This window comes from Pseudomonas aegrilactucae (assembly GCF_019168305.1).
Classification (GTDB): domain Bacteria; phylum Pseudomonadota; class Gammaproteobacteria; order Pseudomonadales; family Pseudomonadaceae; genus Aquipseudomonas; species Aquipseudomonas aegrilactucae.
The window spans coordinates 16,193-29,692 of sequence record NZ_JAHTBI010000011.1 but is presented as its reverse complement, the minus strand read 5'-3'; the positions used below and the strand labels follow the sequence as shown (position 1 = coordinate 29,692).

Annotated in this window: 15 protein-coding genes and 1 pseudogene; 6 read left to right on the top strand and 10 right to left on the bottom strand. The window is 64.4% G+C overall.

From position 1 onward, the window contains the following. Positions 1 to 303: 303 nt before the first annotated feature. Positions 304 to 1,068, top strand: a complete 765-nt coding sequence (locus KUO17_RS04860) for an SDR family oxidoreductase (RefSeq protein ID WP_217973991.1) — start codon at positions 304 to 306, stop codon at positions 1,066 to 1,068. Between the two features lie 11 nt (positions 1,069 to 1,079). Here the strand turns inward: KUO17_RS04860 and KUO17_RS04855 are convergent, their stop codons facing one another. From KUO17_RS04855 to KUO17_RS04840, 4 genes and pseudogenes are all read right to left on the bottom strand, one after another. Continuing rightward, entirely contained in the window at positions 1,080 to 1,319 is a 240-nt protein-coding gene (locus KUO17_RS04855) for a hypothetical protein (RefSeq protein ID WP_217973989.1), read from the bottom strand. Between the two features lie 107 nt (positions 1,320 to 1,426). After that, positions 1,427 to 2,536 carry an AGE family epimerase/isomerase gene (locus tag KUO17_RS04850; RefSeq protein ID WP_217973987.1) on the bottom strand — a complete coding sequence of 370 codons (1,110 nt, stop codon included), beginning with the start codon at positions 2,534 to 2,536 and terminating at the stop codon, positions 1,427 to 1,429. A 147-nt stretch (positions 2,537 to 2,683) separates the two neighbouring features. Continuing rightward, positions 2,684 to 3,316: a TetR family transcriptional regulator gene (locus KUO17_RS04845; RefSeq protein WP_217973986.1), complete on the bottom strand. Its 633-nt coding sequence runs from the start codon at positions 3,314 to 3,316 to the stop codon at positions 2,684 to 2,686. A 118-nt stretch (positions 3,317 to 3,434) separates the two neighbouring features. Continuing rightward, positions 3,435 to 3,659, bottom strand: a pseudogene (locus KUO17_RS04840) (hypothetical protein); the annotation flags it as partial. Positions 3,660 to 3,814: 155 nt separating this feature from the next. Between KUO17_RS04840 and KUO17_RS04835 the strand changes: the two are divergent. Next, complete coding sequence (locus tag KUO17_RS04835; protein ID WP_217973984.1) at positions 3,815 to 5,887, top strand: AsmA family protein; 2,073 nt, start codon at positions 3,815 to 3,817, stop codon at positions 5,885 to 5,887. Positions 5,888 to 5,988: 101 nt separating this feature from the next. On the opposite strand, the gene KUO17_RS04830 is transcribed toward KUO17_RS04835, so the two are convergent. Both KUO17_RS04830 and osmE read right to left on the bottom strand, forming a co-directional pair. After that, positions 5,989 to 6,519: a ferritin-like domain-containing protein gene (locus tag KUO17_RS04830; RefSeq protein WP_217973983.1), complete on the bottom strand. Its 531-nt coding sequence runs from the start codon at positions 6,517 to 6,519 to the stop codon at positions 5,989 to 5,991. A gap of 87 nt (positions 6,520 to 6,606) precedes the next feature. Continuing rightward, positions 6,607 to 6,948 (bottom strand): osmotically-inducible lipoprotein OsmE, encoded by a 342-nt coding sequence (osmE, locus tag KUO17_RS04825; RefSeq protein WP_217973981.1) that lies wholly within the window; start codon positions 6,946 to 6,948, stop codon positions 6,607 to 6,609. A gap of 135 nt (positions 6,949 to 7,083) precedes the next feature. On the opposite strand from osmE, the gene KUO17_RS04820 reads away from it, so the two are divergent. From KUO17_RS04820 to KUO17_RS04810, 3 genes are all read left to right on the top strand, one after another. Next, positions 7,084 to 7,977 carry an esterase/lipase family protein gene (locus KUO17_RS04820; protein WP_217973979.1) on the top strand — a complete coding sequence of 298 codons (894 nt, stop codon included), beginning with the start codon at positions 7,084 to 7,086 and terminating at the stop codon, positions 7,975 to 7,977. Positions 7,978 to 8,039: 62 nt separating this feature from the next. Continuing rightward, positions 8,040 to 8,333 carry a PsiF family protein gene (locus tag KUO17_RS04815; protein WP_163947414.1) on the top strand — a complete coding sequence of 98 codons (294 nt, stop codon included), beginning with the start codon at positions 8,040 to 8,042 and terminating at the stop codon, positions 8,331 to 8,333. A gap of 112 nt (positions 8,334 to 8,445) precedes the next feature. After that, positions 8,446 to 8,874, top strand: coding sequence for a hypothetical protein (locus tag KUO17_RS04810; RefSeq protein ID WP_217973978.1), 429 nt, complete (start codon positions 8,446 to 8,448; stop codon positions 8,872 to 8,874). A 2-nt stretch (positions 8,875 to 8,876) separates the two neighbouring features. Here the strand turns inward: KUO17_RS04810 and KUO17_RS04805 are convergent, their stop codons facing one another. Then, positions 8,877 to 9,812, bottom strand: a complete 936-nt coding sequence (locus KUO17_RS04805) for a hypothetical protein (RefSeq protein ID WP_217973976.1) — start codon at positions 9,810 to 9,812, stop codon at positions 8,877 to 8,879. Continuing rightward, positions 9,805 to 10,344: a hypothetical protein gene (locus KUO17_RS04800; protein ID WP_217973975.1), complete on the bottom strand. Its 540-nt coding sequence runs from the start codon at positions 10,342 to 10,344 to the stop codon at positions 9,805 to 9,807. Before KUO17_RS04800 ends, KUO17_RS04805 begins: the two co-directional genes overlap by 8 nt. A 166-nt stretch (positions 10,345 to 10,510) precedes the next feature. Between KUO17_RS04800 and KUO17_RS04795 the strand changes: the two genes are divergently transcribed. Next, positions 10,511 to 11,518, top strand: coding sequence for an AI-2E family transporter (locus KUO17_RS04795; RefSeq protein ID WP_163947404.1), 1,008 nt, complete (start codon positions 10,511 to 10,513; stop codon positions 11,516 to 11,518). A gap of 124 nt (positions 11,519 to 11,642) precedes the next feature. On the opposite strand, the gene KUO17_RS04790 is transcribed toward KUO17_RS04795, so the two are convergent. Then, entirely contained in the window at positions 11,643 to 12,584 is a 942-nt protein-coding gene (locus KUO17_RS04790; RefSeq protein WP_217973973.1) for a hypothetical protein, read from the bottom strand. Next, positions 12,581 to 13,495 (bottom strand): hypothetical protein, encoded by a 915-nt coding sequence (locus KUO17_RS04785; protein ID WP_217973971.1) that lies wholly within the window; start codon positions 13,493 to 13,495, stop codon positions 12,581 to 12,583. Before KUO17_RS04785 ends, KUO17_RS04790 begins: the two co-directional genes overlap by 4 nt. Between the last annotated feature and the right edge of the window lie 5 nt (positions 13,496 to 13,500).

Genomic DNA, 13,500 nt, shown 5'->3' with positions numbered 1-13,500 from the left:
GAAGTTATCCTTTATCGACCTGTCCGGCGCCGTTGCTCAAGTGACCCGTCCCAGGTCAAGCTAAATACTTGCAAAAGCCGGCTGCGACCCACGAAAGTCGTGGCTTCCAGCGTTGTACAGTTGCCCCCAGTCTGTGTGCAAAGGCCTGTGGATAAGATGCGCACAGCTTGTGCGGGGCCTTGTGCAGCAAGGGTTTCCAAGGTTTGTTCGTTTTTTGTACAGTTGATATTCGGCTTGCTGCCCAGATGGCCGGCGGGGCATGCTGCAAACCTTGTCGTTCCACTGTTTCCCAAGGAGATTTCGATGACTTCCACCGTATTCATCACCGGCGCCACGTCCGGTTTCGGCGAAGCCTGTGCGCGTCGCTTCGCCCAGGCCGGCTGGTCGCTGGTGCTGACCGGTCGGCGCCAGGAGCGCCTGGAGGCGCTGTGTGCGGAGCTGTCGCAACAGACCGAAGTGCACGGCCTGGTGCTCGATGTGCGTGACCGCAAGGCCATGGAAGCGGCCATCGAAGGTTTGCCGCCCACCTTTGCCACGCTGCGCGGGCTGATCAACAACGCCGGCCTGGCCCTGGGCGCGGACCCTGCGCCCACGTGCGACCTGGACGACTGGGACACCATGGTCGATACCAACATCAAGGGCCTGATGTACAGCACCCGCCTGTTGCTGCCGCGCCTGATCGCCCACGGGCGTGGTGCGACCATCCTCAACGTCGGTTCGGTGGCGGGCAACTACCCGTACCCGGGCAGCCACGTGTATGGCGGCACCAAGGCATTCGTCGGGCAGTTCTCGCTGAGCCTGCGCTGCGACTTGCAGGGCACTGGCGTGCGGGTGAGCAATATCGAGCCGGGGCTGTGCGAAAGCGAGTTCTCGCTGGTGCGCTTCGCGGGCGACAAGGCGCGTTACGACGCCACCTATGCTGGCGCCGAGCCGATCCAGCCGCAGGATATCGCCGAGACCATCTTCTGGATTCTCAACCAGCCGGCCCACATCAACATCAACAGCCTCGAGCTGATGCCGGTGAGCCAGGCGTGGGCGGGGTTCTCGATCGATCGCTCGAAGGCGTGAGGCCAGGTGGCCTACTGCGCAGGGGCCGATTTCAGACCATCGTAGTAGTACTTGGTCTTGAGCAGCCCCTGATCTTTGAGCAGGTCATTGATGGCATCGTGCAGCCCGGCGTCGGCATGGTCGGCTTTCTTCTCCAGAATGCGCTGCAGGCTTAGATAGAAGTCGTGCTTGGCCTTGGTAAAGGCCTGCTTGTCGGGTTTGGTGATGCTTTGGTAGTCGGCGGTGTCTGCGATCAGTTTGCTCAGGTCCATGATGGCGCTCCTTGCGTGACAGGAGAGCCGAACCTAGCAAACTGCTGCTTTGGCTGATACTGGCATAAATGACAGGTGGGGCGAGTGGCCCCTTCGCCAGCAAGGCGTCAGAGGGCGCGCTGCAACCCTTCCAGGCACGTCGCCAGATGATACGGCGTGGTCGACGGCATATCGTGCCGGCTCACCGCGCCGCTGGCGTCGCGGCATTCATGCCAGCCACCGGCATGCAAAAAGTTCTGCTGCAAGGCCTGCAACTGCGCCAGCACCTTGCCCGCGCTGTCGGACCGCAAGGCCAGTGCACGCAGGTATTCGGCCTGGGCCCAGATGCGCTGGGTGGCATCGCGCACGCTGCCATCGACATTGAGCATCGCCAGTACCGCGCCGTCTTTTACACCGCACTGCTCGGCATAGCCGAACGCCCGGCTCAGCGAGCCGTGCAGCGCGCTGCCACGCAGCAGCGGTGAAGACTCCAGCAGGTAGAACCACTCGAACTGGTGCCCCGGTTCGAACCAGTTATCCACAGCCTCGCGCGGTTTTTCCAGCATGACCCCGTGCGTGGGGTCGATGAAGCGTGCCTGCAGGGCCTCGGTGAGGTTCAGCAGCGCTTGCTGCACTTGCGTGTCGTGACGTACCGCCAGGGTTGCGAGGAAGGCTTCGGCCAGGTGCATCAGCGGATTCTGCAACGGCCCGCTACCCAGGCTAGACCAGTCTTCGGCCAGGCTGGCCTGGTACAGCCCATCGTCAGTGGCAAAGCGTTCCAGTACCACTTCGAGGGCGGCATTCAAGGTCGACTCGACCATCGGCTCGTTCACCTTGCCCCAGTAATGCGCGCAGGCGAACACGATGAAGGCGTGGGTATACAGATCCTTGGTACGGTCCAGCGGCTTGCCCTGGGCGTCGATGCTGTAGAACCAGCCACCGTGCTCGGCATCGTGGAAGTGACGTTGCAGGGTGCGCAGCAGGGCGCCAGCGCGCTCGGCGGCGCCGGGCTGCTCGATGCGGCTGCTGAACAGGTACAGCTGGCGCGCGCAGGCCATCGCGCGGTAGCGCTGCACCGGCAGGGGCTGGTGCTGTGCGTCGAGGGCTTCGAACGGCAGCGCCATGTCTGCGTTCCAGCCCGGGCCTTGCCAGAGCGGCACGATGCGCTGGGCGAAGTGCTGCTGGGCACTGTCGAGCAGGGCAGGGAGTTCAGGCTGTGCGGTACGAAGGTCTGGCATGGAAAGGCGTCGTCGCGGTGGGCGTTTGTGGCGCATGGTAGCAGGAATTGCGGTTCGGCTTGAGGGCCCCTTCGCTGGCAAGCCAGCTCCCACAGGGTATTGTGAGCAGCGCAGAACCCTGTGGGAGCTGGCTTGCCAGCGAAGGGCTCACCGCCGGTCCCCGAGTCCCTGCCAGTACTTGGCCCCGACAAAGATAAACCGCAGCTGCTGGGTAATCTTCGCCTGCGCACTCAACTGCCCCGGCTCAGGCTCGACCGGCGCATCGATCAGTTCGGGCAAGGTGGCAAACACGGTCTTGACCACCAGGTCTGCCATCACTTCCAGTGCCGCCTCGTCCAGGTGCTGCCAGCGCGGCATGCGCCCAAGGTCGGCGGCCAGGTCCGAGCTGATCGCTTCACGCAAGCTGGCAATCGCCTGGCGCACCGGCTGCGAACCGCCGTACTGCTCGCGGGCCAGGAACAGGAATTGCGCCCGATTGGCCGCCACCACGTCGAGAAAGATGCGCACCGACGCATCGGTGATCCCCCCCAGCTCGAACTCGTTGTGGCGCACCAGGCGGATGGTCTGGCGGAAGGTGTCGTCGACCTCGTTGACCAGGGCCAGGCCCAGTTGATCCAGGTCGGTGAAGTGACGGTAGAACCCGGTCGGCACGATACCGGCGCTCCTGGCCACTTCGCGCAGGCTGATGCTGCCGAAGCCTCGGCCGCTTTCCATCAGGTGGCGGGCGGCATCCAGCAGGGCCTGTCGGGTCTGTTGCTTTTGTTCAGCGCGCGGCAGCATGGCGAGTATCGGTTCACAGTCAAACAGCCCTGCACTTTATTGTGTCGGCAGGTAAAAACAAAGCCCGGTCAATGGACCGGGCGTGGTGCCGCCACGCTGGCGCACAGGCTCAGCTCGACCGGCTGTTGCGTTCACGCAGGCGATCCGAGCCACCTTCGGCAACGCGTTTGCTGCGTTCGATCAGGCGGTCAGAACCGCCTTCGGCCAGGCTGCCGAGCGGCTGGGAAATGACCGTGGCGCTGTCGCGGGCCTCGGCAGACAGGTTCTGTTCGGTTGCCGGTACGGCGAAGGCGTTGGCGGCCAGCAGGGACAGGGTAAGGCTGAGCAGCAATTGGCGTTTCATGGTCTGGCGCTCCTTGGGAGGGCTGGAAAGTGGGTACGGGGCCAATGCTACGCTTGGGCGTCAGATAGAAAAGTTCATAAACATAATGGTAACAATCGACGGCGTTGATAGTCCCAGCTGTTAAGTGCCACTGCTGTCATCAGGAGATTCGTGCAATGACGCGCCCCGCCAAAATCATTTCCTGGACCCTCGCCAGCCTGCTGCTGGTGCTGGCGGTCCTGGTCATCGTCATCGCCACCTTTGACTGGAACCGCATCAAGCCGACCCTCAACGCAAAGGTCTCCGAGGCCCTGCACCGTCCCTTCGCGATCAATGGCAACCTCGCCGTGCGCTGGCAGCGCGAGCCCGAGGAGGGGGGCTGGCGCGCCTGGCTGCCGTGGCCGCGGTTCATTGCCGACGACCTTACCCTGGGCAATCCCGAGTGGCTCAAGGCGCCGCAGATGGTCACCCTGCAGCGCGTCGAGTTTCGCCTGTCGCCGCTGCCGTTGCTGGCCCAGCGCATCGTGATCCCGCGTATCGACCTGACCCTGCCCAGTGCCAGCCTCAAGCGCCTGGCCGACGGGCGTGCCAACTGGACCTTCGACTTCGGGGCCAAGGACGAGAACGCAGAGCCCTCGAAGTGGATGCTGGACATCGGCGCCATCGGCTTCGACAAGGGCCAGGTGAGCCTGGATGACCAAACCCTCAAGACTGCGCTGAAGGTACAGATCGACCCGTTGGGCAAGCCCATCGCCTACAGCGACATCGTCGGCAAGGCGTCGGCCGACAAGGCCGCCAGTGCGGGCACAGCGCCGCAGGATTATGCGTTTGCACTCAAGGTCGACGGCCGCTACAAGGGCCAGCCGCTCAGCGGTACCGGCAAGATCGGCGGCCTGCTGGCGCTGCAGGACGCGAGCCTGCCGTTTCCGTTGCAGGCCGACGTGCGCATCGCCGATACACGCATCGCCGTGGCCGGTACCCTGACCGACCCGCGCAACCTCGGTGCGCTGGACCTGCGCCTGCGTCTGTCGGGCGCCAGCCTAGGCAACCTGTACCCCTTGACCGGCGTGACCCTGCCCGACTCGCCGGCCTACGCCACCGATGGTCACCTGATCGCCAAGCTGCATGAGCCCGGTGGCGCGCTGTTCCGTTATGACGGCTTCAACGGCAAGATCGGCGACAGCGATATCCATGGCGACCTGGCCTTCGTCGCCAGCCAGCCGCGGCCCAGGCTCACGGGCAAGCTGGTGTCCAACCAGTTGCTGTTCAAGGACCTCGGGCCGTTGATCGGTGCCGACTCGAATGCCGAACAGAAAGCCCGCGGCGGCGCCAGCAAACAGCCCACGGGCAAGGTGCTGCCGGTGGAAGCGTTCCGTACCGAACGCTGGCGGGCCATGGATGCAGACGTCACCTTCAGCGGCAAGCGCATCGTGCACAGCGAGGAGCTGCCGTTCAAGGACCTGAACGCGCATGTCGTGCTCGACGATGGCGTGTTGCGCCTGGAGCCGCTGAGCTTCGGCGTGGCCGGCGGCAAGCTCGATGCGCAGATCCGCCTCGATGGCCGCGCGGTGCCGATGCAGGGCCGCGCCCGGCTGACGGCGCGCAACTTCAAGCTCAAGCAGTTGTTCCCTACCTTCGAGCCGATGAAGACCAGCTTCGGCGCGCTCAACGGCGATGCCGACATCAGTGGCCGTGGCAACTCGGTGGCGGCCTTGCTGGGCAGTTCCAACGGCGAACTGAAGCTGTTGATCAACGACGGTGCGATCAGCCGCGGGCTGATGGAGATTGCCGGGCTCAACGTGGGCAACTACGTGGTCGGCAAGCTGTTTGGCGACAATGAGGTGAAGATCAACTGCGCGGCGGCGGACTTCGGCATCAAGGATGGCCTGGCCAGTACCCGCCTGTTCGTGTTCGACACCGAGAACGCGATCATCTACATCGATGGCACGGCCAATTTCGCCACCGAGCAGTTGGATCTGAAGATCAACCCCGAGTCCAAGGGCCTGCGCCTGTTCTCGCTGCGCTCGCCCCTGTATGTGCGCGGGCCGTTCGCCAGGCCCGATGCCGGGGTGCAGGCGATTCCGCTGGCATTGCGTGGGGCGGGGATGGTTGCGTTGGCCGTTGCGGTGGCACCGGCGGCCGGGTTGCTGGCATTGGTGGCGCCCAGTGGGGGTGAGCCGAACCAGTGCACGCCGTTGCTGGAGCAGATGAAGGCAGGCAAGGCGCCCAAGACCGTGAAGGCCCGCTGAAAGAGCTTCGCTGGCAAGCCAGCTCCCACGGGTACCGCACTGCCATCAAGATCAGTGGTTACCCTGTGGGAGCTGGCTTGCCAGCGAAGGGGGCGCGCGGTTTACAGCCCTTTGAGCAAGTCGGCCATATCGTCGGCGTGCTCTTCTTCCTGGGCCAGGATGTCTTCGAAGATGCGCCGCGTGGTCGGATCGCTCTCGCCAATGTACTGGATGATCTCGCGGTAGCTGTCGATGGCGATCCGCTCGGCGACCAGGTCTTCGAGCACCATCTCCTTGAGGTTCTTGCCCGCCACGTACTGCGCGTGGGAGTTCTTGCTCAGGTTGTCGGGGTTGAAGTCCGGCTCGCCGCCCAGCTGCACGATGCGCTCGGCCAGCTTGTCGGCATGCTGCATCTCCTGGTTGGCATGCTCCAGGAACTCCTCGGCGGCGACGTTCGCCTTGATCCCCTCGGCCATGAAGTAGTGGCGCTTGTAGCGCAGCACGCACACCCATTCAGTGGCCAGCGACTCGTTCAGCAAGCGCAGGATCTCTTCACGGTCTGCGCTGTAGCCCTGGGTGACCGCGCCGTCTTCGACGTTCTGGCGGGCGCGCTGGCGCAAGGTCTGTACATCGGTCAGTTCAACGTTGCTCATCATGTTCTCCAAGCTCAATACGGGGTTTCACGCTCTGACGGCGCGTCGGGTGCACCAGGGTGTGAGTGGCGGGCGCGACAAAAAGTTTTACGCGCCAGAGATGGCTTTCTCATCCTTCTCGCGCTGCTCGCAGGTCTTGAAGCCCTTGCTGTCCACGTGCCCGGTGGCATCGAAGCGCACGTAATAGGGCTGCTGGTGGCCTTCGCGGTTGAGCACGTAGTTGTTGCAGGTGCCGCCATGGGGCAGGTCGATCACCGTCGAGGGGCTGCCGCCAATGGCGATCACGCGCTGCATGGTCATGCCGTTCTCGACCTGCTTGACCAGCGGCTCATCGCGATAGGTCACGTAGTCCACCGGGTTTTCCGGACGGCTGCCGCAACCGACCAGGGTGGCGCTTGCCAGCAGTGCTGCCAGGGCGTGCTTGTACATGGTCTCGCTCCCTCGTTGAGGCCCTCGTGGCCCGATACTGGATTGGAACCGCAGCGCGTGCCGGGAGTTCGATTGCAGTTGCCATTGCTATGCCTGTAGGGTGGGCTTCGTTCCACGGATCGGGGGAGTGCCGCCATGTCGTCGCAAGCGCTTGCAACGCGTTATCCACTGGTACTGGTGCCGGGCATGCTCGGTTTCGTGCGCCTGCTGCTGTACCCCTACTGGTTCGGCATCGTCGGGGCCCTGCGCCGTGGCGGCGCCACGGTGTTCCCGGTGCAGGTATCGCCCCTTCACGGCGACGAGGTACGCGGCGAGCAGTTGCTGCGCATCATCGAACACCTGCGGCGCACCACCGGCGCCGACAAGGTCAACCTGATCGGCCACAGCCAGGGCGCACTGACCGCCCGCTATGCGGCGGCCAAACGCCCGGAATGGGTGGCCTCGGTCACCTCCATCGCCGGCCCCAACCACGGCTCGGAACTGGCCGACTACCTGGAAAAGCACGCGCCTGGTCACTCTGTTCGCGGGCGTCTGCTCAAGGTGCTGCTGCATGGCCTGGCGCGGCTGATGGGCTGGCTGGAGACCGGCTGGCGCGGCGCTGGCCTGCCGATCGATGTGCACGCTTCGCACCAGGCGCTGACCTTCGAGGGCGTGGCGCGCTTCAACCAGCGTTATCCACAGGGCCTGCCACTGACCTGGGGCGGCGAGGGCCCGGCCGAGGTCAACGGTGTGCGCTATTACTCCTGGTCCGGCACCTTGCAGCCGGGCATCACCGACAGCGGGCGCAACCGCTTCGATGGCAGCAACCGCTTCTGCCGGTTGTTCGCCCGCACCTTCGTGCGTGAGCCTGGCCAGTGCGACGGCATGGTCGGGCGTTTCAGCTCGCACCTGGGCCAGGTGATCGGTGACGACTACCCGCTCGACCACCTGGACATCGTCAACCAGTCGCTCGGGGCGGTAGGCAAAGGCGCACAGCCGGTGAGGTTGTTCACTGAGCATGCGGCGCGGCTGAAGGCGGCGGGGCTGTAAAGATTCTTGTCTACACTGGTGTCGAGGCTGCGCGAACGGCGTGGCGACCAGGAGAAAACGCCATGAAAATGTTGCGTGTGCCGCTGTTGCTGCTGGGTGTGCTGATGTGTTCACAAGGCTTTGCCGCCACTGCCCAGCAGGAAAAGATGAAGACCTGCAACGCCGACGCCACCACCCAGGCGCTCAAGGGCGACGAACGCAAGGCATTCATGAGCACCTGCCTGAAGAAGGCCGAACCGGCCAAGCCAATGACCCAGCAGGAGAAGATGACCTTCTGCAACAAGGACGCCACCACCCAGGCGCTCAAGGGCGACGAGCGCAAGGCATTCATGAGTACGTGCCTGAAGAAAAAATGACCCGAGGTTGAACGCCAGTGCGAGCAATTGCCGGTGGCGCTTGAATCACCGGGCAATTGCTCCCATCATCCCGTGCCCCGAGCGCCCTCGGGGTTTCATACACGGGATATCCATGAAAACGGACTTGAATTTCAAGCGCCAGCGCACGCTGTTCTATGTGTCGGCCACCTGCGCCGGCCTTTTCGGCCTCTACAGCATCGCCATCTTCAACTACTGGACCAGCGTCAACGACGTGCTGTTCTTCGGCCTGATGGGCCTGCTGGGCATCAGTGGCCTGTTCAACATCCTTTGCAGCGCGGACGTGGCCACCACGCTCAGCGTCGAGGGTGACCAGGTGTGCTACTTCGACGGCAAGCAGTACCGTGTGTCGGTACCGGTGGCCGAGGTCACCGGCGTGAAGGTACAGAACCTGCTGCTGTGCAACCGCCTGATCGTCGACTTCACCGGCTCGCGCCGGCTGGCGCGCTTCAATATCGAGAACGCCGAGGCGTTTGGCGACTACCTGATGCAGGCCAAGGCCGGCGACATCGTCGTGGCGTGAGGTCAGTCGGTCGCCGGCAGGCCCACGTAGGTCAGCCGGTCCACGCCGGCCCCCAGGAAGAACGAGAAGGGACGCCCCAGTGCACGCAGGCGCCGATGGCACTCGCTGTACATCCGGGCGGCATCTGCCCTGGGTGAACCGGTCGATTCGAGCGGCGCACCGAGCACGAAGTACAGGCGGTCCTTGTCCGGGCTCTTGAAGTCGGTCCAGTCCTTGGCGCCGAGCGTCACCCGCAGGCTGGCGTCGTCGATCTGGCGGCGCAGTGCCGCGTCGATGAAGCTCAGGTGGACCGGTACCTGGGCGGCCTGGAAGTTGCGGCTGACCACGCGCAACAGGCCGTGCTCAGCCGTGCCGGCGGTGGCGGGTGTGAACCCGATCAGGTTGAACGGCAGGGCCGGCGCGATGACGGTCTCCAGGGTGCAGAGCATGTCGTCGCCGCTGCCTGGCTGCACGTGCAGGAAGGTGTTGCGGAACGGTGGTGTGCTGTAGTCGCGGCCCAGCACGATGCTCAGGTCCAGCGGGCTCAGCACGGCCTTGTCGAAGTCGCGCGGCGGCTGGCCGGTGGCGCGGCGGTTGATGTCCAGCCCCTGCAACCGCTCGGTGTCGAAGCTCATGCGCAGCTTGAGGGTGACCGCGTTGCGCGCCGGCAGGATGCTTTCGAACACCTCGCGGATCTCGTCCAGTTGCCGGGGGCTGAGCGAATCGTCGGCCAGGCGCAGGTGCACTACCTTGTCGTTGTGCGCGTCCATTTCCATCACCAGGCTGTCGGTGGGGATGTTGCGTGCGTGCAGTACCTCCCGGATCGAGTCACGAAAGCTGTAGTGCACGTCCTGGCTGGCATACAGATCGCCCACCGGAGCCTGGAAATGCAGCACCAGAAACTCTTTTTCGCAGCCTGCCAGCAGCAGTGCGAGGGCGCACAGCAGTACCCTACGCATGGGGTGTATCGGCTTGATCGTCGGGCACCAGCAGGGACTGCCAGTGCTGGTGGGTTTGGATCAGGGTCGGGCGCCCGTTGCAGGTGAGAATGATCCCCACGCCTTTGCTGAACAGCACTTCGACCACGTTGTGCGGGTCGGTCTTCTCGTCGATGTTTTCCAGCGGCATGTGCACCTGCACCCCCTGGATGCAGCGGTGGACTTCGCCGAAGTGATGCATCGTGTAGCCCCAGGTTACCAGCGGGCCTTGCAGTGGGTAGACGTTGGCGCGCTTGCCGGTGACGTGGGCGAGCTTCTTCCAGGGCAGGTCGGTGACCCCAACCAGCGCGCGAAAGTGGTAGGCCGGGCCGCCGAGAAACGCCAGCGCCTTGCGCTCCTGCTCGTTGAGCTGGCGTGTCGGCGTGGCGCTGTAGCGGTACCTGATCCCGTTGTACCAGGCCTTGAAGAAGCGCCAGAAGATCGGCGTGACGCGCCACGCCACCAGCACACAGAAGATCGGTACCAGTATTTCGAGGATATCCTTTGCTCGCATTCGCGCTCCTGCGATCTGCGCCCGGGGCGCACCATTCCTTGGGGGCGGGCATCATAGAAAGATTGCCCCGCCAATACCAGCGCACTGCGCCTTGCCTGCCCCTATGCCTGCCCGGTGAAGGCTGGCAGACTGCCCTCTTTGCTGTTCGTCATCCTGTCGAGGTTGTATGACTTTTACCCAGCGCCAAGTCGTCCTGGCCAGTTGGATCATCGTGTTCGCCGGGCTGTTGCTGGTGTTGCCGCTCAAGCTGTTGCCGAGCCTGCTGGCCGGCCTGCTGGTGTTCGAGCTGGTCAACATGCTGACCCCCAAGCTGCAGCACCTGATCGCCGGGCAGCGCGCGCGCTGGCTGGCGGTGGCGCTGCTGGGCACGCTGATCGTGAGCACCCTGACCCTGCTGTTCGCCGGGGCGATCAGTTTCCTGCTGCACGAGGCGGAGAACCCCGGCGCGTCGCTGGACAAGTTCATGCTGCTGGTGGACCAGGCACGCGGGCAGTTGCCGCCGTTCATCGACGCCTACCTGCCGGCCAGTGCGGCGGAGTTCAAGGTCGCCATCGGCGAATGGCTCAGGACCCACCTGGCGGACCTGCAACTGGTGGGCAAGGGCGCGGCGCACATGTTCGTGACCTTGCTGATCGGCATGATCCTGGGCGCCATCGTGGCGTTGCAGCGCATCCCCGACCTGACCCAGCGCAAGCCGCTGGCGGGGGCGCTGTTCGAGCGCCTGTCGCTGCTGGTGCAGGCGTTTCGCAACATCGTGTTCGCGCAGATCAAGATCTCGCTGCTCAACACCGCGTTCACCGGGGTGTTCCTGGCGGTGGTGCTGCCGCTGTTCGGCGTGCACCTGCCGCTGACCAAGACCCTGATCGTGCTGACTTTCCTGCTGGGCCTGCTGCCGGTGATCGGCAACCTGATGTCCAACACGCTGATCACCATCGTGGGGCTGTCGCTGTCGATCTGGGTGGCGATGGCGGCGCTGGGCTACCTGATCGTCATCCACAAGGTCGAGTACTTCCTGAACGCGCGCATTGTCGGTGGGCAGATCCGGGCCAAGTCGTGGGAGCTGCTGCTGGCGATGCTGGTGTTCGAGGCGGCGTTCGGCTTGCCGGGGGTGGTGGCGGGGCCGATCTACTATGCGTACCTCAAGAGCGAGTTGCGCCGGGCCGAGCTGGTGTAGGGCGCGAGAGCTCCGGTGCCGCCTTCGCTGGCAAGCCAGCTCCCACAAGGTAATCACTGCGCTCAAGCATGGTGATATACCTGTGGGAGCTGGCTTGCCAGCGAAAGGGCCGGTACAGCCTGGCTCAGCGTTTGGGCGGGTAGGTGACCGCTTCCACCCGGTCCAGCCCAGAGCCCAGGAAGAAGGTATACGGCCGCCCGAGCTTTTCCTGCTCGGCATAGCACTGGCTGTTCAAATCCTTGACCCGATAGTCGATCTGGTAAGCGCGCATCAGCTCGTGCTCACCCAGGTCCGCCAGCTTGAACGCGATGCTCAGGCTCTTGCGGTTCTGCTCGTCAGCCGGCAACAGCGTGAGCTCGCCCTTGTCCACCTGCTGTTGCAGGCTGGCCTGCTTGAAGCGGTACTGCGCACTCACCGTCCACAGGCTGAACTCGTGCGCCTCATCTGTCTCGCCAAACTCCAGCACCACGCGCTGCGGGTCATCGCCCTTGGCCGCATACAGGTCGGTCATGCCCGGGTAGTACTGGCGAGGGCTGACGTACAGCAGGCAACTGACCTCGGCCAGGACCCTTTCGTTGACGTCCATCGTGGTGCCAGGCCATTGCTGCGGCATGCCGGCCACCGTGCTCACTTCGTCGCCCAGCCCGGCCGGCAGGGTGAACGAGGCGGGCATTGCCTCCAGCGCCTGCAACTGCCGGGGCGTGAGGCGCTGGCGCTCGGCCGCGGTGGGCAGCAGGGTCACTTCGATATCGAACGTGACGGCATTGCGCGCCTGCACGATGTCCTCGAACAACCCGCGCAAGGCGCCTTGCTGTTGCTCGTCCAGCGGCTGTACGAGGATCACGTGGACCCGTTGCTCGTCCTCGCGGTCGACATCGAAGCGCAGGCTTTTGGGGTCGATATGACGCTGTTCGAGGGCCTTGTTCAGCCGCTCGATCTGTTGCGGGTCCAGACCCCAGCGCGCCGTGCCGATCTTGTCCTGAAAACGCACTGTCATGAAGGCGTCATCACCGCAGCCGCCAAGCAGCAGCACGCTGGAGAGTGCGAGGGCTTTGCACAGGTTCATTGCGAGGCATCCTTGTAGGTAACGGTTTCGAGCCGATCCAGGCCTTCGCCCACATGAAAGCTCAGTGGCCGCGGCAATGCATTGGCGGCCACCTCACACTCGCGGATCAGCGCCGAGGCGTTCTGCTGCAACGGGAAATGACTGTACAGGCGGTGCTGCCCCAGCTCAGCGAAGCCCAGTTCCACGGTCAGCGAGCTGACCGTCATGTACGTGGCCGGCAGCAGCCACAGTTCACCGCTCTGCACCCGACGCTGCAGGTCGGCATCCTTGAAGCGGTAGCGGGCCGGGTAGCTCCACTCACCCATCTCCACGCTGACCTGGCCCGCCGTGTCCAGCGTCACCGTCCACAGTGCCGTCACGCCGGCCGGCAAGGGCTCCACCGGGCGTGCCTGCAACTGGCAATTGACCTTGGAGTTGACCTGTTCCATCAGGTCCCCCGGCACGTCGTCGTTGCCTCTGGGCATCTGCGCCATGGTCAGTATGTCGGGGTCGAGCGCCAGCTTTATGATCAGTGGCTGGGGCAGCCCATCGATCTGCTCGCGCTGCACGGGGCTGAGCTCCTGGCGCTGCTGCGCCGGGATGTCCAGGGTCACCTCGATGTCCATCGTGCTCGCTGCCCGCGCCTGCATGAGGGGGTCGAACAGCGTGCGCAGTGCGTCGTGCTGTGCATCGCTGAGCGGTTTGAGCTCACTCACGTACACCAGGTGCTTGTCTTCCAGATCGACCCGCCAGCGCAGGCTTTGCGGATCGATCTGGCGCGCCGTGAGCAGCGCGTCGATCTGCGCCTGCTTGAGCGTGCCCAGGCCGGCGGCCGCCGAGCCTGCCGAATCCTGAAAGCGCAGGGTCATCAGGTCATCGTTGCAGCCGGCCAGCAGCAGGGCGCCGAGCAGCGCCAGGGGTTTGAAACTCATCTGTT